We start from the raw sequence: 18,331 nt of genomic DNA, 5'->3' as shown, positions 1-18,331 counted from the left end.
GCACATAGCACCATGCCCTTCGTCCACACCTATCTGCCCCAGTCCACCTCCACTTCCCAGCGCGATGCCGTCGTGCAGGGCATCCACCAGGCGCTGGTGCAAGGCATTGGCATGCCCGAGGACGAGCTGTTCAACATGGTGCACCCGTACGCTCCCGGGCAGTTCGCGTTCAGCCGCAGTTTCAACGGGGTGGCGCGTTCGGATGCGGTGGTGGTGGTCGAGATCACCATGCGGCGCGGACGCAGCGATGCGATGAAGAAGGCCTTGTATGCGGCCATTGCGCGCAACCTGCACGAGGGGGCCGGGGTTGCGCCGGCCGATGTGTTCATCTTCATGCATGAGAACGACTACTCGGACTGGTCCGTGGGCCATGGGCGCTTCGCCATGGCACTGGTGCAGCAGACCGGCGCGCAATGAAGAACGGGCCGCGATGGCCCGTTCTCCGTGGGGTTCCGGCGGATCTCAGCTGGTGCGCTGCCCGGTCTGGATCATCTTCATGGCCGAGGTGATCAGGCTCGATACCTCGGTCATGTTGCTGGGAACGATCAAGGTGGTGGTGGCGTCCGATGCCACCTGGCTGTAGGCCTCGACGGCCTTTTCGGCCACCTTGAGCTGCACGGCCTGTTCGCCGCCGGGCTGGCGGATGGCGTTGGCCACGCGTTCGATGGCCTGGGCGGTGGCGTCGGCCACGGCCTTGATGGATTCGGCCTCGCCCTGGGCCTTGTTGATGACGGCCTGCTTCTCGCCTTCGGAGCGTGCGATGAAGGCTTCGCGCTCGCCGGTGGCGATGTTGATCTGTTCCTGGCGGCGGCCTTCGGAGGCGGCGATCAGGGCGCGCTTTTCGCGCTCGGCCGTGATCTGGGCCTGCATGGAGCGCAGGATTTCGGCCGGCGGCGTCAGGTCCTTGATTTCATAGCGCAGCACCTTCACGCCCCAGTTGAGCGCGGCCTCGTCGATGGCGGAGACCACCTGGGCATTGATCATGTCGCGCTCCTCGAAGGTCTTGTCCAGCTCGAGCTTGCCGATCACGCTGCGCAGCGAGGTCTGGGCCAGCTGGGTGACGGCCATGATGTAGTTGGACGAGCCGTAGCTGGCGCGCATGGGGTCGGTGACCTGGAAGTAGAGGATGCCGTCCACCTGCAGCTGGGTGTTGTCGCGCGTGATGCAGACCTGGCTGGGCACATCCAGCGGGATTTCCTTGAGGCTGTGCTTGTAGGCCACGCGGTCCACGAAGGGCACGAGGAAGTTCAGGCCCGGCGTGAGCGTGCCCGCGTACTTGCCAAGGCGTTCCTTGACCCAGGCGTGCTGCTGGGGCACGACCTTGACGGATCGTGCGATGAAGATGGCCGCGATGACGGCGATGACGATGGCGATTTCCATGGTGTCTCCAAGCCCGGAGGGCATTCAGTGAAACAAGAGGGTGAGGCGAAGGGGCGCGAGGACTGCATCCCCAGGTGTGCGCAAGAGGCGAAGCGGTGGCTCAGAGCTTGTCCACGAGCAGCCGGTTGCCGACGACCTCGGCCACGCGGTGCATGCCGGCCGAGGGCAGGTTGCCCGGGCGGCCGATCACGGTCCATTGGGCGCCACGGTAGCGGACCTGGGCCGTGCCGTCGGAATTCCATTGCTCGACCATGACGGACTCGCCTATGTCGAGGTTGACATCGCGGTTGCTCGATGCCGGCTGGCGGCTGGGCTGGCGGCGGCGCACCAGATAGCAGGCCAGCACGAAGGCGCTGCCCAGCGCGGCGGCGATGATGATCTGTGCAATGGGCGCCAGGCCCGCATGCGCGCACAGCGCGCCGACGATGGCGCCCAGCGCCAGCATCAGCAGATAGAAGCTGCCGGTCAGCAGCTCGGCGATGACCAAGGCGCCGGCGACTAGCCACCAGATGGTGGAATATTCCATGCGTGAGACTCCCTTTGTGACAGTTGCTTGTGTTTAGTGCAGCACATTCTGGGTGAAAATCCGCACGCTTCAAAGGCGCAATAAGGATATTCCTTACACTTCGCGCCTGTTTCGTTTTTTGGCCCGCTCAGGTTACGGAGGCTGCCCCCATGAAGTTTCGCTTTCCCATCGTCATCATCGACGAGGACTACCGCTCCGAGAACACCTCGGGCCTGGGCATCCGCGCCCTGGCCCAGGCCATCGAGGAAGAAGGTTTCGAGGTGCTGGGCGTGACCAGCTACGGCGACCTGTCGCAATTCGCGCAGCAGCAAAGCCGGGCCAGTGCCTTCATTCTGTCCATCGATGACGAGGAGTTCTCGCTGGGCGATGGCGGAACCGATCCCGTGATCCACAGCCTGCGCAGCTTCATCGGCGAAGTGCGCCGCAAGAACGCCGATGTGCCGATCTACATCTACGGCGAGACCAAGACCAGCCGCCACCTGCCCAACGACATCCTGCGCGAGCTGCACGGCTTCATCCACATGTTCGAGGACACGCCGGAGTTCGTGGCCAAGCACATCATCCGCGAAGCCAAGAGCTACCTGGAAGGCGTGCAGCCGCCGTTCTTCAAGGCGCTGCTGGACTATGCGGAAGACGGCTCCTACAGCTGGCACTGCCCCGGACACTCGGGCGGCGTGGCCTTCCTGAAAAGCCCCGTGGGCCAGATGTACCACCAGTTCTACGGCGAGAACATGCTGCGCGCCGACGTGTGCAACGCGGTGGAGGAGCTGGGCCAGCTGCTGGACCACAACGGCGCCATCGGCGAGAGCGAGCGCAATGCCGCCCGCATCTTCAATGCCGACCATTGCTACTTCGTGACCAACGGCACGTCCACGTCGAACAAGATCGTGTGGCACCACGCCGTGGCGCCCGGCGACGTGGTGGTGGTGGACCGCAACTGCCACAAGTCCATCCTGCACTCCATCATCATGACGGGTGCGATTCCGGTGTTCCTCAAGCCCACGCGCAACCACTTCGGCATCATCGGCCCGATCCCGCAAAGCGAGTTCTCGGTGGAGTCCATCCAGGCCAAGATCGCGGCCAATCCGCTGCTCAAGGGCGTGGATGCCAAGACGGTCAAGCCGCGCGTGCTGACCCTGACGCAGTCCACCTACGACGGCGTGCTCTACAACACCGAGACCATCAAGAGCATGCTGGACGGCTATGTGGCCAACCTGCACTTCGATGAGGCCTGGTTGCCGCACGCGGCCTTCCACCCGTTCTATGGCAGCTACCACGCCATGGGCAAGAAGCGCGCGCGCCCCAAGCACTCGGTGGTGTATGCCACGCAGTCCATCCACAAGCTGCTGGCCGGCATCAGCCAGGCCTCGCATGTGCTGGTGCAGGACAGCCAGACCGAAAAGCTGGACCACCACCTGTTCAACGAGGCGTACCTGATGCACACCTCGACCAGCCCGCAGTACAGCATCATCGCCAGCTGCGACGTGGCCGCCGCGATGATGGAGCCGCCCGGCGGCACGGCCCTGGTGGAGGAGTCCATTCTGGAGGCGCTGGACTTCCGCCGCGCCATGCGCAAAGTGGAGGACGAGTTCGGCGACGACGACTGGTGGTTCGAGGTCTGGGGCCCCGAGAAGCTGGCCGATGAAGGCGTGGGCTCGGCCCAGGACTGGATCATCCGCGGCCATGACGCGGCGCCCAAGCGCTCCAAGGCCAAGAACGGCAAGGAGTTCGACAACTGGCACGGCTTCGGCGAGCTGGCCGACGGCTTCAACATGCTGGACCCGATCAAGTCCACCATCGTGACGCCGGGCCTGGACCTGGACGGCGATTTCTCGGACACGGGCATCCCCGCCTCCATCGTGACCAAGTACCTGGCCGAGCACGGCGTGGTGGTAGAGAAGACGGGCCTGTACTCGTTCTTCATCATGTTCACCATCGGCATCACCAAGGGCCGCTGGAACACCATGCTGACGGCGCTGCAGCAGTTCAAGGACGACTACGACCGCAACCAGCCGCTGGCGCGCATCCTGCCCGAGTTCTGCCAGCAGCACCGCCGCTACGAGCGCATGGGCCTGCGCGACCTGTGCCAGCACGTGCACCAGCTGTACGCCAAGTACGACATCGCCCGCCTGACGACCGAGATGTACCTGTCGGACCTGCAGCCCGCCATGAAGCCCACCGATGCCTACGCCCACATCGCGCAGCGCAAGACCGAGCGCGTGGAGATCGACCACCTGGAAGGCCGCATCACCGTGGGCCTGGTCACGCCGTACCCGCCCGGCATTCCGCTGCTGATTCCCGGCGAAGTGTTCAACCGCAAGATCGTGGACTACTTGCTGTTTGCGCGCGAGTTCGCCAAGGAGTGCCCGGGCTTCGAGACCGACATCCACGGCCTGGTGGAACTGCAAAGCGAAGATGGCGAAGTGCGCTACTACGCCGACTGCGTGGCCGGGACCGCGCCGGCCCGCAAGACGCCGGCAGGTGGCAAGCCTGCTGCGAAAAAGGCCGTGAAGACTGCAGCCAAGCCTGCGGCCAAGGCAGCCGCCAAGGCAGTTGCCAAGGCAGCCGCAAAATCGGCAGCCAAGCCGGCCGCCAAGGTTGCCAAGGCCGCCGCGGTCACCGGGGTCAAGGCGCCTGCCAAGCGCCCCGCAGCGCGCAAGGCCCAGCCGGCCGCGCCTGAAGTCGGCACGGCAGCCAAGCCTGCGCGCGGCCGCAAGATGGTGCAGGTGGGGGACGATGGTCCCTTTGGCCGCACGATCTGATTGCCTGGCCGGCTGACGGCCCATCAAAAAGGCGCGGGTCCCGAAAGGGGCTCCGCGCCTTTTTCATTGCGCCGCTGCGGCGTTGTTATTCCGTGGTCACTCCAGGCGTATCTTTGCGTCGCGGATCAGCGCGGCCCAGTCCGTCTGTTCCTTGAGCAGGTATTGGGCCGCGTCCTGGATGCTGCCGCCCAGGGCCGTGCTGCCCTCGGCCTGCAGTTGCTGCTGCACGGCGGGCTGCTGCAGGGCTGCGTTCACGGCGGTGTTCATCTTCTGCACGATGGCAGCCGGCGTGCCCTTGGGCGCGACGATGAGCTTCCAGTCCACGGCCTCGAAGCCTGCATAGCCCGATTCGGCCACGGTGGGCACCTCGGGCAGGATGGGCAGGCGCTTGGCCGAGGTCACGGCCAGGGCGCGCAGCTTGCCGCCCTTGAGCAGCGGATAGACGGCCTGGGGCGTGCCGAACATGTAGTGCGTCTGCTTGCCCAGCAGGTCGGTCACGGCCGGCGCTGCACCCTTGTAGGGCACGTTGAGCACCTGGATGCCGGCCTTGAAGGCCAGCATCTCGCCGGCCAGGTGGCCTACCGTGCCCGTCGATGCCAGGCCCTGGCGGATGCCGCCCGGGTCGGCCTTGGCGGCCTTGACCAGGTCCTGCACCGACTTCCATGGCGAGTCCTGCGGCACGACCAGCACCGTGGGCTGGGCAGCGACCAGGGCCACGGGGATCAGGTCGGTGCGCGGGTTGAAGGGCATGCTGGGCAGCAGGGCGGGGTTGATGGCGAGGTTGGCGGTCTGGCCCATGCCGAAGGTATAGCCATCCGGCGCGGACTTGGCCACTGCATCCAGGCCGATGTTGCCGCCCGCGCCGGGCTTGTTGTCCACGACCACGGTCCATTTGTTCAGCGTGCCCACGCGCTCGCTGATCTGGCGCGCGACCGCGTCCGTGCCGCCGCCCGGCGTGTAGGGCACGACCATGCGCACGGCGCGTGAGGGCCAGTGGTCAGGCTGGGCCTGGGCCGCCAGCGGGAGCAGGGCGGCAGCCAATGCGGGCAGGGCGCACAGCAGCAACTGGCGGCGCGGGGCGGAACAAGGGCGGGCCTGGGTCTGTGTCAGTGCCTGTGTCCGGTTTTGGGCGGCCGGGTTGCGGTGGATGGCGGGCATGGTGTTGTCTCCGGGAATTTTTGGGAAAAGGCCTCCCCGCCGGGCGCGCGGCAAGCGTCGTCCGGTGTGGGGTGGATGGGGTGCAAGGTTGCAGGGGCGCCGCGCGCCGGGTGGACGGCGGCGCCTTCAGCGGCTCAGCCTGGCTTCAGTGGGAAGCCTTGGCGTGGCTGTCGGTGGCGTCGCCCCGGGCCAGGGCCAGGGCCTGCTCGCTGCTGTAGCCCAGGGCGGTGAGGATCTCCAGGCTGTGCTCGCCCAGGCGCGGTGGCGACAGGCGCACGTCCAGGCGCTTGCCGTCCAGCGTGAAGGGCAGCAGCACGGTCTTGGTCTCGCGGCCATCGGGCAGGGTGATGGGAGCCAGCGCGCCCGTGGCGTTCAGGTGCGGGTCTTCCAGCAGGTCCTGCGGGCGTGCGATGGGCGCGAAGGGCAGGCCGTTCTTCTCGAAGATCTCCGCAATGTGGGCGGCGCTGTGCGGGGCCATCTTCTCGCGCAGCAGCGGCATCAGCCAGCTGCGCGCCAGCACGCGGTCGTTGTTGCTGCCAAGGCGCGGATCGTCGCGCAGCTCGCCCAGGCCGAAGGCGTCGCAGAACAGGCGCCAGGCGCCATCGCTGACCACGGCCAGGAAGATCTGCTCGCCGTCCCGGACTTCGAACACGTCGTAGATGGCCCAGGCCGAGATGCGTGCCGGCATGGGCGCGGCCGGCTTGCCGGTGACGGCGAACTGCATCATGTGCTGGGCGACCAGGAAGATGTTGTTCTCGAACAGCGCGCTTTGCACTTCCTGGCCGCGCCCGGTCTTCTCGCGCTGGGCCAGGGCGGCCATCGCGCCCATGGCGCCGAACATGCCGCCCATGATGTCGTTGACGCTGGCGCCCGCGCGCAGCGGGTCGCCGGGGCGGCCCGTCATGTAGGCCAGGCCGCCCATCATCTGCACCACTTCGTCCAGCGCCGTGCGGTGCTCGTAGGGGCCGGGCAGAAAGCCCTTGTGGCTCACGTAGATGAGACGCTCGAAGCGGTCCTTGAGGCTGTCGTAGTCCAGGCCCAGCTTGCGCATGGTGCCGGGCTTGAAGTTCTCGCAGACCACGTCGGCCGTGGCGATCAGGCGCAGCGCGGCCTGCTTGCCTTCCTCGGTCTGCAGGTCCAGCGTCAGGCTTTTCTTGTTGCGGTTGAACAGCGGGAAAAAGCCCGAGCCCGAGCCCAGCAGCTTGCGCGTGGCATCGCCGTCGCGGCCGTGGCCCACGGGCTCGATCTTGATGACTTCGGCGCCCAGGTCGGCCAGCATCATGCCGCAGGACGGGCCCATGACCATGTGGGTGAACTCGACCACGCGGATGCCTGCGTAGGGCAGTGGCGTGGCCTGGCCTGCGGCCGTGTCGGGGGAGGTGGGTTGGCTCATGGAAAAACGGTGAATGAATATGTGGGTTGTCGCTGCGGCTCAGGCCGGTGCGTAGATGCGGGGCACAAAGCCCTTGGGCAGGCCGGCCAGCGGCGTCATGCCGTGCAGCTCCTCGCCGGGCAGGCCTGCGGCCAGCGGCTGGCGGGCAGCGATCAGGCGATCGATGTCCACGCCGGTGCGGATGCCCATGGCCTCGAACATGAAGACCAGGTCTTCGGTGACCACGTTGCCCGAGGCGCCGGGTGCATAGGGGCAGCCGCCCAGGCCGGCCAGCGAGGCGTCAAAGGTGCGCACGCCTGCCTCGTAGGCGGCCAGGCAGTTGGCCAGGCCCAGGCCGCGCGTATTGTGCATGTGGGCCGCGCCTGCATGTTCGCCCAGCTCGGCGCGCAGCCGTGTGAACAGGCGCCGCACCTGGGCCGGGTTGGCCATGCCCGTGGTGTCGGACAGGCCCGATTCATCGGCGCCCGCCGCCACGCAGGCCAGGGCCAGTGCAATCACTTCGTCCTCCGGCACCAGCCCCTGCAGCGTGCAGCCGAATGCCGTGGAGATGCCCGCCTCGATCAGGGCCTGCGGCGCGATCTCGTCGCGCAGCGCGGCAATGGCCCGCACCTCGTCCACCATCTGCATGGGCGTCTTGCGCACATTGGCCATGGAGTGCGCGGGGCTGGCCGAGACGGGCAGCGTGACCTTGTGGGCGCCGGCGCGCAGCGCGGCCTCGGCGCCGCGCAGATTGGGGGCCAGTGCCATCACGGTGACGCCGGGCAGGGTGATGGCCTGGGCGACCACCTCGGCCGCGTCGGCCATCTGCGGCAGCAGCTTGGGCGAGACGAAGGAGCCGACCTCGATCTCCTGCAGGCCTGCATGGGCCAGCGCGGCGATCCAGGCCAGCTTGTGCGCCGTGGACATGGTGGAGGCCACGGACTGCAGGCCATCGCGCGGGCCGACTTCGCTGATGAGTACGTCAAAACGGTGGGAGGACATGGGCAGTTGCATCCGGTGGTGGGTGTCGATGGTGGCGGATTCACCTGTTGACATCGGGGTTCTGTGTGGTTCTAATAGATAGAACTATATTCTCTCTATTGAAATATTCCCTGCTGCACGCGCCATCGTCAAGCCTGCGTGCCTGGGGTTTTCCCTTGGGTGCCTTTTTATGCCTCGCAAATCAGTGACGGAATCGGTGGCCGACGAGAATGCCGCGCCGGGCGGCGTGGCGGCCGTGGACAGGGCCTTGAGCCTGCTGGCAGCGTTTCGCGACGGCGACGACGGGCTGACGCTGGCCCAGTTGTCGGAGCGCACGCGCCTGTACAAGAGCACCGTGCTGCGGCTGCTGGCCTCGCTGGAGCATGGCGGCTGGGTGCTGCGCATGGATGACGGCCGCTACGCCGTGGGCCCGGCCGTGGCGCGGCTGAACACCGTCTATGCCCGGCATTTCTCGCTGGACAGCGTGGTCATGCCCGTGCTGCGCACCCTGGTGCAGGCCACGGGCGAAAGTGCGGCCTACCACGTGCGCCAGGGCCAGGACCGGCTGTGCCTGTACCGCGTGGATTCGCCCCATCCCGTGCGCGACCATGCGCGCACGGGCGATCTGCTGCCGCTGGGCCAGGGCGCAGGCGGGCGCGTGCTGTCGGCTTTCGATGCCGAGCTGTACGCCGCATCGCGCGGCGGCAGCCGCACGCAACTGGCCCGTGTGCGTGCCGATGGCTACTGCGCCATGGTGGGAGACAGGCACCGCGAGATCGCCGGGATTTCGGCCCCTGTGTTCAAGCGCGATGGGGAATTGGCAGCGGCGCTGACACTGACCATGCCAGCCCACCGCTATGAAGAGCGCCACGCCCGCCATGTGCTGGCGGCGGCGCGGGAACTGGGGCTTTTGCTGCCCTGAGCCAGGCGTGCGCGGTGCGCTGGCTCAGCCCAGGGCCGTGTCCAGCACCATCATCAGCACGAAGCCCAGCATGAGGCCGCCCGTGGCAAAGGCTTCATGGCCCTTGCGGTGCGACTCGGGAATGATTTCGTGGCTGATCACGAACAGCATGGCGCCCGCTGCAAAGCCCAGTCCCCAGGGCAGCATGGCTGCCGAGCCGCTCACGATGGCTGCCCCCAGCACGGCGCCCACGGGCTCCACCAGGCCGGAGGCCATGCCCAGCAACACGGCAAAGCTGCGCTTGTAGCCTGCGGCCAGCAGGGCCACGGCCACCACCAGGCCTTCGGGCACATCCTGTATGGCAATGCCCGTGGCCAGCGCATTGGCGCGCAATCCGTCGTTGCCCGCATAGCCCACGCCGATGGCCAGGCCTTCGGGCAGGTTGTGCAGGGTGATGGCGAAGACGAACAGCCAGGTGCGCTGCAGCTTGCGCGCGCCTTGCGGGTCCAAGCCTTCGCGGCCCTTAATGAAGTGCTCATGGGGCAGGAGCCTGTCCATGAGCATGAGGGCGGCACCGCCCATCAGGATGGCCGAACCTATGACCCCGCCAGCCGCCCAGCTGCCGCCACCGAACAGTTCCTGGGTGCGCACGGCCTCCAGTCCCGGCAGGATCAGCGAGAAGGCGCAGGCGGCCAGCATGACCCCGGCGCCAAAGCCGAACAGGGTGTCCTGCGTGCGTTCGGACAGGCGCTGGGACAGCATCACGGGCACGGTGCCCAGTGCGGTCGCCAGCGCGGCGGCCGAGCCTCCGGCCAGGGCCTGGAAGACCACCGGATGGTTCTGGGCGTAGGCCCAGAACTGGCTGGTGAGCGCCCAGGCGCCGGCCATCATGATGGCCAGGCCTATCCACAGGCGGATGTTGGACCGTACGCTGGTCTTGGAGCGGAAGCGTTGTGGCAGATCCATGCTGGTCGAGGTCAGAGGTTGGCGTTGCGGACCGTTCAGCCGCGTGCGGCGGCGTAGCGGCGGGCCACTTCGGCCCAGTTGACTACGTTGTAGAACGCCGCGATGTATTCAGGGCGGCGGTTCTGGTACTTGAGGTAGTAGGCGTGTTCCCACACGTCCAGGCCCAGGATGGGGGTGGCGCCGGAGCCGATGCCTGCCATCAGCGGGCTGTCCTGGTTGCCGCTGCTTTCCACGGCCAGCTTGCCGTCCTTGCCCACCACCAGCCAGGCCCAGCCGCTGCCAAAGCGTGTGAGCGCGGCCTGGGTGAAGGCGGCCTTGAAGGCATCGAAGCCGCCCAGCTCCCGGTCAATGGCCTGTGCCAGTTCGCCCGAGGGAGCACCGCCGCCGCCCTGGTCCACCGGGGCCATCACGGTCCAGAACAGGCTGTGGTTGGCGTGCCCGCCGCCGTTGTTGCGCACGGCCCCGCGAACGCCTTCGGGCAGCAGGGACAGGTCGGCGATCAGCTGCTCCACGGGCTGGCTGCCGTGCGGCGTGTCCTTGAGCGCGGCATTCAGGTTGTTCACATAGGCCTGATGGTGCTTGGTGTAGTGGATCTCCATGGTCTGCGCATCGATATGGGGCTCCAGCGCGTCGTAGGCGTAGTTCAGGGGAGGCAGGGTGTAGTTGCTCATGTGGTTTCTTTCAGGGACTACGGGGAAAAAATCGGTGCGTTGCGATGTCTGTGCGGCTGCAATCAATGCGCCAGCCGGGGTGGCAGGGCGGTGGCTGTGCAGTCGAAGACGCGGGCCGAGGCCTGAAGCGCCGCATCGATGCGGGGCTGGCTGCCGTGCTGGCGCTGCCACTGCAGCAGGGCTGAATGGGTTTCGCGCATATGGCGCCAGGCGGCGCTGCACACGGCGGCCGCATGGTGGCGCGCATCACCCAGGGCCAGCAGGCCCTGGTGCGCCTCGCACAGGTATTCGATGGCCAGTGCGGGCTGCTGGCGCAATGCCAGCAACTCGGCCAGGTTGTGGTGGGAGACCACCCAGGCGGCCATGCAGTGATCGGCGTGTTCCGCCAGCAGCGGGCCGGCGATGAGGCGCTGCGCCACATGCAGGGCCTTCATCTGCATGGCGAGCGCGCTTTCGATCTGGCCTGCATGGAAATGCCCATGGGCGCGGCGCGCCAGCTGTTCCCATTGATTCAAGGATGCTTCGGAGGGTGCCGGGGCGGGAGAGGGCAGACTGAGGTCAGAGGTTGCTTGCATATCTGCTGGCTCCGAGGTTTTCAGAGGTTCTTTGATATTGATCTGAGAATTGTATTATTCATGAGAATCATTCTCATTCAAAACAAAAATGACCGTATGCAATCCGATGTGTATTTCCTTTCGCGCATCGGCAGGATGCGGATGCCTGGATTCCAGGCGAAAAAAAGCCCCGCAGGCGGCAATGCCTGCGGGGCGGGTCGCAGTCTGGCGGTGACTTAGACCTGGTCGGCCGACAGGCCTGCGGTCTGGCTGAAGCCGCCGTCCACGTAGGTGATCTCGGCCGTCACGCCCGAGGCGAGGTCCGACAGCAGGAAGGCGGCCACATTGCCCACGTCCTCGATGGTCACGTTGCGGCGCAGCGGCGATGCATCGGCCACGCGGCCCAGCAGCTTGCCGAAGTCCTTGATGCCCGAGGCGGCCAGGGTCTTGATGGGACCGGCCGAGATGCCGTTGGCGCGGATGGCGCGGCCGTCTGCCGTGCGGCCCACGGCCTCGGCCAGGTAGCGCACCGAGGCTTCCAGCGATGCCTTGGCCAGGCCCATGGTGTTGTAGTTGGGGATGGAGCGCAGGGCGCCCAGGTACGACAGGGTCAGCAGCGAGGACTTGTCGTTGAGGTAGGGCAGGGCCGCCTTGGCCATCGCGGGGAAGCTGTAGGCGCTGATGTCGTGCGCGATCTTGAAGCCTTCGCGCGACAGGCCGTCCAGGAAGTTGCCGGCGATGGCCTCGCGCGGCGCAAAGCCGATGCTGTGCACGAAGCCGTCGAACTTGCCCCAGGTCGCACCCAGGTCGGCGAACAGCTTGTCGATCTGGGCATCGTCTGCCACGTCGCAGTCAAAGATCAGCTTGGAGTCGAATTCGGCGGCGAACTCGGTGATGCGGTCCTTGAAGCGCTCGCCCACATAGCTGAAGGCCAGCTCCGCGCCCTGTGCATGGCAGGCCTTGGCGATGCCGTAGGCGATGGAGCGGTTGGACAGAACGCCCGTGATCAGCAGTTTTTTACCGGCGAGAAAGCCCATTGTTGTTCTCCAGAGAAAGTGAGTGGAAGTGCGCACCAGCTGGCGGCGACGGCCGGGGCCCGCGTCAGCGTTTGCCAGCGGAAGGGCTGGCTGCGTGGTGCAGAATTGTCGCATGCGCCATTGGATGATTTCTTCGCTGCTGCTGGCCTCGGCGTGTGTGCCGGCCTGGGGCTCGCATGCCTATGCCCTGTGGGGCGAGCCCCGCTATGCCGAGGGCTTCAGCCATTTCGACTATGTCAACGCCAAGGCTCCCAAGGGCGGCGAGCTGCGCCTGGTGAGCAATCTGCGCATCTCCACCTTTGACAAATACAACCCGTTCACCATCAAGGGGTCGTCGCCCGCCTATCTGGCGGAGCTGATGTTCGACACCTTGCTGTGGCCCTCGCTGGACGAGACCGCCACCGGCTACGGATTGCTGGCCGAGGATGTGCAGGCCGCGGCCGACGGCCTGTCCGCCACATTCCGGTTGCGGCCCCAGGCACGCTTTCACAACGGCAAGCCCGTGCTGGCCGCCGATGTCAAGTTCAGCTATGACACGCTGGTGGGCCCGCATGCACTGCCCGGCTATAGAACGCTGTTCTTCGATGTGGCGGGCGTCGACGTACTGGACGAACGCACCGTGCGCTTTCGCTTCAAGCAGCCGAACCGGGAATTGCCGCTGACCGTGGGGGCCATTCCAGTGTTCAGCCGCGACTGGGGCGTGGAAAACGGCAAGGCCAAGCCCTTCGACCAGGTGGTGACGGACACGCCCATCGGCAGCGGGCCCTACAAGATAGGTCCCGTGCGATTCGGCAAGGACATCACCTATGTGCGTGACCCGGACTACTGGGGCCGCGACCTGCCTGTGCGCGTTGGCACGGCCAATTTCGATCGCATCTCCGTCAAGATCTACCGCGACAACACGGCGAGGCTGGAGGCGCTGAAGGCCGGGGAGTTCGACCTCATGCGCTTTTACAGCGCCGGTGACTGGGCGCGGCGCCTGTACGGCAAGCGCTTCGACCGGGGCGAGCTGGTCAAGGGCGAGTTCAGCAACAAGCTGCCATCGGGATTCCAGAGCTATGTGCTCAACGTGCGCCGGCCTGTGCTGCAGGACGTTCGGGTGCGCCGCGCCCTGGGCCTGGCCATGGACTACGAGTGGATGAACCGGCAGATGTTCTACGGTTCCTACCAGCGCGTGCGCGGGTTGTTCGGCAACACGGCCTGCGAGACCCATGGCGAGCCCTCGCCCGAGGAGCTGGCGCTCATGGAGCCCTTGCGCAAGAGCATCCCGCCGGAGGCCTTCGGCCCCATGGCCGAGCCGCCGCGCACCGATGGCGACAGCTCGTTGCGCGGAAATCTGCGCCAGGCGCGGCAACTGCTGGCCGATGCCGGCTGGACCATTCAGGATGGCGTGCTGCGCAACGCGCGGGGCCAGGCCATGGAGCTGGAGTACCTGGACAGCAGCGAGTCGGGCATACGCCAGGTCTCGCCCTGGATACGCAATCTGGAAAAGCTGGGCATCCGGCTGCGCTTTCGCTCGGCGGACTTTGCGCTGTACCAGCAGCGCGTGGAGAAGTTCGACTACGACATCATTTCCATCGCCTACCAGGGCACGAACAATCCGGGCCAGGAATTCGCCGACCTGTTCGGCAGCCAGGCGGCGGCAACCGAGGGTTCCGGCAATTTCCCCGGCGTGAAGAACCCGGCGGTCGACGCCATGATCCGCCGCATGACCGAGGCCAAGACAGAGGCGCAACTGTTGCCTGCCTGCCACGCACTCGAACGCATCATCACGCATGGCCACTACCTGATTCCGCAGTGGAGCGCGGGCACGCACCGCATGGTCTACGACTCCTGGCGCCTGGTGCGGCCGGCCGTGGTTCCGGCCTATGCGAAGGGCGAGAGCTGGGCCATGGACACCTGGTGGGCCCGCATGCCGGTGCTGACCGCGCCGCCTCCATGAGCCGGCGTTGCGGCTGTGTCGTTGCGATCCGTTGCATGATGAGGGCGTCCCCCGGCCGGGGCCCCTCCCCGCAATGGACATAATGCAAGACTTCTTATGTGGGCCTACATATTCAAACGCTTGCTGCTGATGGTGCCGACCCTGCTGGGCGTACTGCTGCTGACCTTCGTGGTCGTGCAGTTCGTGCCCGGTGGCCCGGTCGAGCAGTATCTGGCCGAGGCCAAGGCCAGCGTGGGCCGTGGCGGCGAGGGCGGTGGCCTGGCCTACCGTGGCAACCAGGGGGTGGACCCCCAGCGCATAGAGCAGATCAAGGCCCTCTACGGCTTTGACAAGCCAGCCCATGAGCGCTTCTTCCAGATGCTCGGGCAGTTCGCGCGGTTCGACCTGGGGCGCAGTTTCTTTCAGAACAAGGATGTCTGGCAGCTGATCAAGGAGAAGCTGCCGGTCTCGGCCAGCCTGGGACTGTGGACCTTTTTCATCAGCTACCTCGTTGCCGTGCCGCTGGGCATTGCCAAGGCCGTGCGGGCCGGCTCGCGGTTCGACTTCGCCACCACGCTGCTGATCCTGGTCGGCTATGCGATTCCGGGTTTCGTGCTGGGCGTGGCGCTGTTGGTGATCTTTGGCGGCCAGTTGCAGTGGTTTCCGCTGCGCGGGCTGACTTCCTCCAACTGGGACGAGTTGTCCTGGGGCGCGCGCATCGTGGACTATCTCTGGCATATCGCGCTGCCGGTGACGGCCATGGTGGCGGGCAGCTTCGCCATCACGGCCATGCTGACCAAGAATGCCTTCCTGGAAGAGATTCGCAAGCAGTACGTGCTGACTGCGCGCGCCAAGGGCCTGTCCGAGCGGCAGGTGCTCTACCGCCATGTGCTGCGCAATGCGCTGATCCCCATCGTCACCGGATTTCCGGCCGCCTTCATCGGGGCCTTCTTCACGGGCTCGCTGCTGATAGAGACACTGTTCTCGCTGGACGGCCTGGGCCTGCTCAGCTATGACAGCGTGATTCGGCGCGACTATCCCGTGGTGCTGGGCACGCTGTATCTGTTCACGCTGATCGGCCTGGTGACCAAGCTGGTCAGTGACCTTTGTTATGTGTGGGTGGATCCGCGTGTACGGTTTGATTGAGCGCCCCCCGAACGGCTGCGCCGCTTCCCCCTCTTGCTTTGCGGGGGGAGCGTCCGGGCCATTGGCAGCTGGCGCAGGCCCTTGCCTGGTGTCCCTGACTTTGGGCGGTTGCGCCCCTGTGATGCAGCAACATGGAAACTGAGATGCACTCCCTTGCCGCTCCAGGCGCAGGGCTGCCCGGGGCAGCGCCTGTACCGCTGGCTGTGGTGGCAGTGTCGCCGGCGCGGCGGGCCTGGATGCGGTTCAGGCGCAATCGGCTGGGGTATTGGAGCCTGGTCGCTTTTTGCGTGATGGTGGTGCTGAGCCTGGGCGCCGAGCTGATCAGCAACGACCGGCCCTTGGTGGTGCGCTACGAGGGCCAGACCTACTGGCCGCTGTGGAACGATTATTCCGAGAAGACTTTCGGCGGCGACTTCGAGACGGCCACCGACTACCTGGACCCCTTCATCCGCGACCGCCTGCGCCAGGGCGACAACTGGGCGCTGTATACGCTCAATCCCTATGGGCCACAGGCGCTGAACTACTTTGCGACCTCGCCCAACCCGGCGCCGCCCTCGCGCGACAACCTGCTGGGTACCGATGACCGGGGGCGCGACCTGCTGGCCCAGCTGATCTACGGGTTTCGCGTCAGCGTGCTGTTTGCGCTGGCGCTGACGGCGTCGGGCGTGGTGCTGGGCGTGGTGACGGGGGCCGTCCAGGGTTTTTTCGGCGGCAGGACCGATCTGGCATTCCAGCGCTTCATCGAGATCTGGGGCTCCATGCCCGAGCTGTATCTGCTGATCATCTTCAGCGCGGTGCTGGCGCCCAGCGTCTCGCTGCTGCTGGTGCTGCTGTCGCTGTTCGGCTGGATGGGCTTGTCGGACTACGTGCGTGCCGAGTTCCTGCGCAACCGCCAGCTGGACTATGTGAAGTCGGCTCGGGCGCTGGGCGTGGGCAATGGCGCGCTGATCTGGCGCCATCTGCTGCCCAACAGCATGACGCCCGTGGTGACCTTTTTGCCGTTTCGCATGAGTGCGGCCATCCTGGCCCTGACCTCGCTGGACTTCCTGGGGCTGGGCGTGCCGCCTGACACCCCCAGCCTGGGTGAGCTGCTGAACCAGGGCAAGAACAGCATCGATGCCTGGTGGATCTCGCTGTCCACCTTTGCCGTGCTGGTGGTGACGCTGCTGCTGCTGACCTTCATGGGCGATGCGCTGCGCGATGCGCTGGACCCGCGCAAGGCCGCAGCCAGCGATGCCGCCCCCGGTGTCGATGCAAAGGACGCCGCATGAACGCAGAGCAGCCGGCAATGGAGCTACCTTCGCCCCCGGGCCGTGGCCGGACATTGCTGTCCGTGCGCAACCTGCGCGTGCGCTTCGGCAGCAAGGATGTGGTGCACGGCGTGAGCTTCGACCTGGCGGCAGGCGAGAAGCTGGCGCTGGTGGGCGAGTCCGGCTCGGGCAAGACCATCACCGCGCTGTCGCTGCTGCGGCTGGCTGGAGACGCTCAGCTGGGCGGCCAAGCCCTGTTCGACGGCCGCGACCTGCTGCGCCTGCCCGAGCGCGAGATGCGCGCCGTGCGCGGCGGCGACGTGGCCATGATTTTCCAGGAGCCCATGACGGCGCTCAACCCGCTGATGACCGTGGGCGAGCAGGTGGGCGAGGTGCTTCGCCTCAAGCAGGGGCTGACGCGAGCGCAATCCCTGGTCCAGGCCACCGAATTGCTGGCGACCACCGGCATTGCCGAGCCTGTGCGCCGCGCCCGCGCCTTTCCCCACCAGCTCAGTGGCGGGCAGCGCCAGCGCGCCATGATCGCCATGGCGCTGGCCAGCAGCCCGCGCCTGCTCCTGGCCGATGAGCCGACGACGGCACTCGATGTCACGCTGCGCGGCCAGATCCTGCAGTTGCTCGATGACCTGCAGCGCCAGACCGGCATGGCCGTGCTGATGATCACGCACGACCTGCACCTGGTGCGGCGCTTTGCCGACCGCGTGGCGGTGATGGAGCGCGGGCAACTGGTGGAGCAGGGCGGGGTGTCGGCGGTCATGGCGGCTCCGCGCCATGCCTATACGCGCAAGCTGCTGGCCAGCGTGCCGCGCCGCGACCTGATCGAGGTGGAGGCAGGCGCCCAGGCCACGGCTGGCGAGCCGCTGGTGCAGGCCCAGGGCCTCAAGGTCAGCTATCCGGTGCCGCTGGCAGGCATGCGCGGATGGTTCGGCCAGGGGCGCTTCGTCGCCGTGCAGTCCGCAGACCTGGCGCTGTTGCCCGGGCGCACCGTGGGTGTGGTCGGTGAATCGGGATCGGGCAAATCCACGCTGGCGCAGGCCGTGCTGGGGCTGCTGCCCCATGAAGGCCGGCTGCGCATTGCCGGCCATGCCTGGCAGCAGCCAGCCACGCGCAACTCGCCCGCCAACCGTGCGCTGCGGCGCAAGGTGCAGGTGGTGTTCCAGGACCCGTATTCATCGCTGTCGCCCCGGCTGACGCTGGAGCAGATCGTTGGCGAGGGCCTGCGCGTGCATGCGCCGTCGCTGACGGCGCCGCAGCAACGCGACCGCATCGTGGAGATGCTGTCGGCCGTGGGCCTGACGCAGGAACAGTTTCCCGGCCTGCTTGACCGCTATCCCCACGAATTCTCGGGAGGCCAGCGCCAGCGCATCGCCATTGCACGCGCCCTGGTGCTGGAGCCCGAGGTGCTGGTGCTCGACGAGCCCACCAGCGCGCTGGATGTGACCATTCAGCAGCAGGTGCTGGGCCTGCTGCAGCGGCTGCAGCGCGAGCGGGGACTGGCCTATCTGCTGATCACGCATGACGTGGACGTGATCCGCGCCATGGCCCATGACGTGGTGGTCATGAAGGACGGCGCCATCGTCGAATCCGGCCCCGTCGCCCAGGTGCTGGGCGCGCCGCGCCAGGCGTACACGCAGCGGCTGGTGGAGGCGGCCGGCTTCTCGGGCGACGGCATGCCCGAGGGGTTCTGA

At 66.7% G+C, this 18,331-nt stretch carries 17 protein-coding genes; 8 read left to right on the top strand and 9 right to left on the bottom strand.

Going from position 1 to position 18,331, the window contains the following annotated elements:
* The first annotated feature begins 12 nt into the window (after positions 1–12).
* Positions 13–417 carry a tautomerase family protein gene (locus IB269_RS19085; RefSeq protein ID WP_012204809.1) on the top strand — a complete coding sequence of 135 codons (405 nt, stop codon included), beginning with the start codon at positions 13–15 and terminating at the stop codon, positions 415–417.
* 45 nt (positions 418–462) lie between these two features.
* Here the strand turns inward: IB269_RS19085 and IB269_RS19080 are convergent, their stop codons facing one another.
* Together IB269_RS19080 and IB269_RS19075 are read right to left on the bottom strand one after the other, a co-directional pair.
* On the bottom strand, positions 463–1,380 hold the full coding sequence (locus IB269_RS19080) for an SPFH domain-containing protein (RefSeq protein WP_012204810.1): 918 nt from the start codon (positions 1,378–1,380) through the stop codon (positions 463–465).
* 100 nt (positions 1,381–1,480) lie between these two features.
* Complete coding sequence (locus IB269_RS19075) at positions 1,481–1,906, bottom strand: NfeD family protein (protein ID WP_012204811.1); 426 nt, start codon at positions 1,904–1,906, stop codon at positions 1,481–1,483.
* 149 nt (positions 1,907–2,055) lie between these two features.
* On the opposite strand from IB269_RS19075, the gene IB269_RS19070 reads away from it, so the two are divergent.
* Entirely contained in the window at positions 2,056–4,668 is a 2,613-nt protein-coding gene (locus IB269_RS19070; RefSeq protein WP_192367988.1) for an arginine/lysine/ornithine decarboxylase, read from the top strand.
* Positions 4,669–4,764: 96 nt separating this feature from the next.
* Here IB269_RS19070 and IB269_RS19065 read toward each other — a convergent pair whose 3' ends face one another.
* From IB269_RS19065 to IB269_RS19055, 3 genes are all read right to left on the bottom strand, one after another.
* Positions 4,765–5,826, bottom strand: a complete 1,062-nt coding sequence (locus IB269_RS19065) for a Bug family tripartite tricarboxylate transporter substrate binding protein (protein WP_192367987.1) — start codon at positions 5,824–5,826, stop codon at positions 4,765–4,767.
* Between the two features lie 145 nt (positions 5,827–5,971).
* Positions 5,972–7,219, bottom strand: coding sequence for a CaiB/BaiF CoA transferase family protein (locus tag IB269_RS19060; protein ID WP_192367986.1), 1,248 nt, complete (start codon positions 7,217–7,219; stop codon positions 5,972–5,974).
* A gap of 39 nt (positions 7,220–7,258) precedes the next feature.
* Positions 7,259–8,212, bottom strand: coding sequence for a hydroxymethylglutaryl-CoA lyase (locus IB269_RS19055; RefSeq protein ID WP_043781550.1), 954 nt, complete (start codon positions 8,210–8,212; stop codon positions 7,259–7,261).
* 157 nt (positions 8,213–8,369) lie between these two features.
* On the opposite strand from IB269_RS19055, the gene IB269_RS19050 reads away from it, so the two are divergent.
* The gene (locus IB269_RS19050; RefSeq protein ID WP_012204816.1) at positions 8,370–9,101 is read left to right on the top strand and encodes an IclR family transcriptional regulator; all 732 of its coding nucleotides are present in this window, start codon (positions 8,370–8,372) and stop codon (positions 9,099–9,101) included.
* 24 nt (positions 9,102–9,125) lie between these two features.
* On the opposite strand, the gene IB269_RS19045 is transcribed toward IB269_RS19050, so the two are convergent.
* From IB269_RS19045 to IB269_RS19035, 3 genes are all read right to left on the bottom strand, one after another.
* Complete coding sequence (locus tag IB269_RS19045) at positions 9,126–10,046, bottom strand: ZIP family metal transporter (protein ID WP_012204817.1); 921 nt, start codon at positions 10,044–10,046, stop codon at positions 9,126–9,128.
* 35 nt (positions 10,047–10,081) lie between these two features.
* The gene (locus IB269_RS19040) at positions 10,082–10,717 is read right to left on the bottom strand and encodes a superoxide dismutase (RefSeq protein WP_012204818.1); all 636 of its coding nucleotides are present in this window, start codon (positions 10,715–10,717) and stop codon (positions 10,082–10,084) included.
* A gap of 62 nt (positions 10,718–10,779) precedes the next feature.
* On the bottom strand, positions 10,780–11,232 hold the full coding sequence (locus tag IB269_RS19035; RefSeq protein ID WP_225614194.1) for a hypothetical protein: 453 nt from the start codon (positions 11,230–11,232) through the stop codon (positions 10,780–10,782).
* Positions 11,233–11,352: 120 nt separating this feature from the next.
* Here IB269_RS19035 and IB269_RS19030 point away from each other — a divergent pair, with 120 nt between their 5' ends.
* On the top strand, positions 11,353–11,511 hold the full coding sequence (locus IB269_RS19030) for a hypothetical protein (RefSeq protein ID WP_157158299.1): 159 nt from the start codon (positions 11,353–11,355) through the stop codon (positions 11,509–11,511).
* Here the strand turns inward: IB269_RS19030 and fabI are convergent.
* Positions 11,508–12,308, bottom strand: coding sequence for an enoyl-ACP reductase FabI (fabI, locus tag IB269_RS19025; RefSeq protein ID WP_012204820.1), 801 nt, complete (start codon positions 12,306–12,308; stop codon positions 11,508–11,510). The two genes, IB269_RS19030 and fabI, sit on opposite strands and share 4 nt — an antisense overlap.
* 112 nt (positions 12,309–12,420) lie before the next feature.
* Between fabI and IB269_RS19020 the strand changes: the two genes are divergently transcribed.
* From IB269_RS19020 to IB269_RS19005, 4 genes are all read left to right on the top strand, one after another.
* Positions 12,421–14,250: an extracellular solute-binding protein gene (locus IB269_RS19020; protein ID WP_043796336.1), complete on the top strand. Its 1,830-nt coding sequence runs from the start codon at positions 12,421–12,423 to the stop codon at positions 14,248–14,250.
* Between the two features lie 96 nt (positions 14,251–14,346).
* Positions 14,347–15,375 carry a microcin C ABC transporter permease YejB gene (locus IB269_RS19015; RefSeq protein WP_013803046.1) on the top strand — a complete coding sequence of 343 codons (1,029 nt, stop codon included), beginning with the start codon at positions 14,347–14,349 and terminating at the stop codon, positions 15,373–15,375.
* Between the two features lie 143 nt (positions 15,376–15,518).
* The gene (locus tag IB269_RS19010) at positions 15,519–16,646 is read left to right on the top strand and encodes an ABC transporter permease (protein ID WP_225614193.1); all 1,128 of its coding nucleotides are present in this window, start codon (positions 15,519–15,521) and stop codon (positions 16,644–16,646) included.
* A complete protein-coding gene (locus IB269_RS19005; RefSeq protein ID WP_043823549.1) occupies positions 16,643–18,331 on the top strand; it encodes an ABC transporter ATP-binding protein in 1,689 nt (562 codons plus the stop codon). The genes IB269_RS19010 and IB269_RS19005 overlap by 4 nt, the downstream gene beginning before the upstream one ends.

It is taken from the genome of Delftia sp. DLF01 (assembly GCF_014852125.1).
Lineage (GTDB): Bacteria > Pseudomonadota > Gammaproteobacteria > Burkholderiales > Burkholderiaceae_C > Comamonas > Comamonas acidovorans.
The sequence above is the reverse complement of the archived record's forward strand: the minus strand, read 5'-3'. Positions and strand labels throughout refer to the sequence as shown.

What these genes read in the sequence shown, in the direction of transcription:
- IB269_RS19030 (WP_157158299.1), top strand. Translation starts at nt 11,353, where the DNA reads ATGAGAATCATTCTCATTCAAAACAAAAATGACCGTATGCAATCCGAT.
- IB269_RS19020 (WP_043796336.1), top strand. Translation starts at nt 12,421, where the DNA reads ATGCGCCATTGGATGATTTCTTCGCTGCTGCTGGCCTCGGCGTGTGTG.
- IB269_RS19065 (WP_192367987.1), bottom strand. Translation starts at nt 5,826, where the DNA reads ATGCCCGCCATCCACCGCAACCCGGCCGCCCAAAACCGGACACAGGCA.
- IB269_RS19075 (WP_012204811.1), bottom strand. Translation starts at nt 1,906, where the DNA reads ATGGAATATTCCACCATCTGGTGGCTAGTCGCCGGCGCCTTGGTCATC.
- IB269_RS19055 (WP_043781550.1), bottom strand. Translation starts at nt 8,212, where the DNA reads ATGCAACTGCCCATGTCCTCCCACCGTTTTGACGTACTCATCAGCGAA.
- fabI (WP_012204820.1), bottom strand. Translation starts at nt 12,308, where the DNA reads ATGGGCTTTCTCGCCGGTAAAAAACTGCTGATCACGGGCGTTCTGTCC.
- IB269_RS19010 (WP_225614193.1), top strand. Translation starts at nt 15,519, where the DNA reads ATGCACTCCCTTGCCGCTCCAGGCGCAGGGCTGCCCGGGGCAGCGCCT.
- IB269_RS19015 (WP_013803046.1), top strand. Translation starts at nt 14,347, where the DNA reads ATGTGGGCCTACATATTCAAACGCTTGCTGCTGATGGTGCCGACCCTG.
- IB269_RS19045 (WP_012204817.1), bottom strand. Translation starts at nt 10,046, where the DNA reads ATGGATCTGCCACAACGCTTCCGCTCCAAGACCAGCGTACGGTCCAAC.
- IB269_RS19070 (WP_192367988.1), top strand. Translation starts at nt 2,056, where the DNA reads ATGAAGTTTCGCTTTCCCATCGTCATCATCGACGAGGACTACCGCTCC.
- IB269_RS19060 (WP_192367986.1), bottom strand. Translation starts at nt 7,219, where the DNA reads ATGAGCCAACCCACCTCCCCCGACACGGCCGCAGGCCAGGCCACGCCA.
- IB269_RS19005 (WP_043823549.1), top strand. Translation starts at nt 16,643, where the DNA reads ATGAACGCAGAGCAGCCGGCAATGGAGCTACCTTCGCCCCCGGGCCGT.
- IB269_RS19080 (WP_012204810.1), bottom strand. Translation starts at nt 1,380, where the DNA reads ATGGAAATCGCCATCGTCATCGCCGTCATCGCGGCCATCTTCATCGCA.
- IB269_RS19085 (WP_012204809.1), top strand. Translation starts at nt 13, where the DNA reads ATGCCCTTCGTCCACACCTATCTGCCCCAGTCCACCTCCACTTCCCAG.
- IB269_RS19050 (WP_012204816.1), top strand. Translation starts at nt 8,370, where the DNA reads ATGCCTCGCAAATCAGTGACGGAATCGGTGGCCGACGAGAATGCCGCG.
- IB269_RS19040 (WP_012204818.1), bottom strand. Translation starts at nt 10,717, where the DNA reads ATGAGCAACTACACCCTGCCTCCCCTGAACTACGCCTACGACGCGCTG.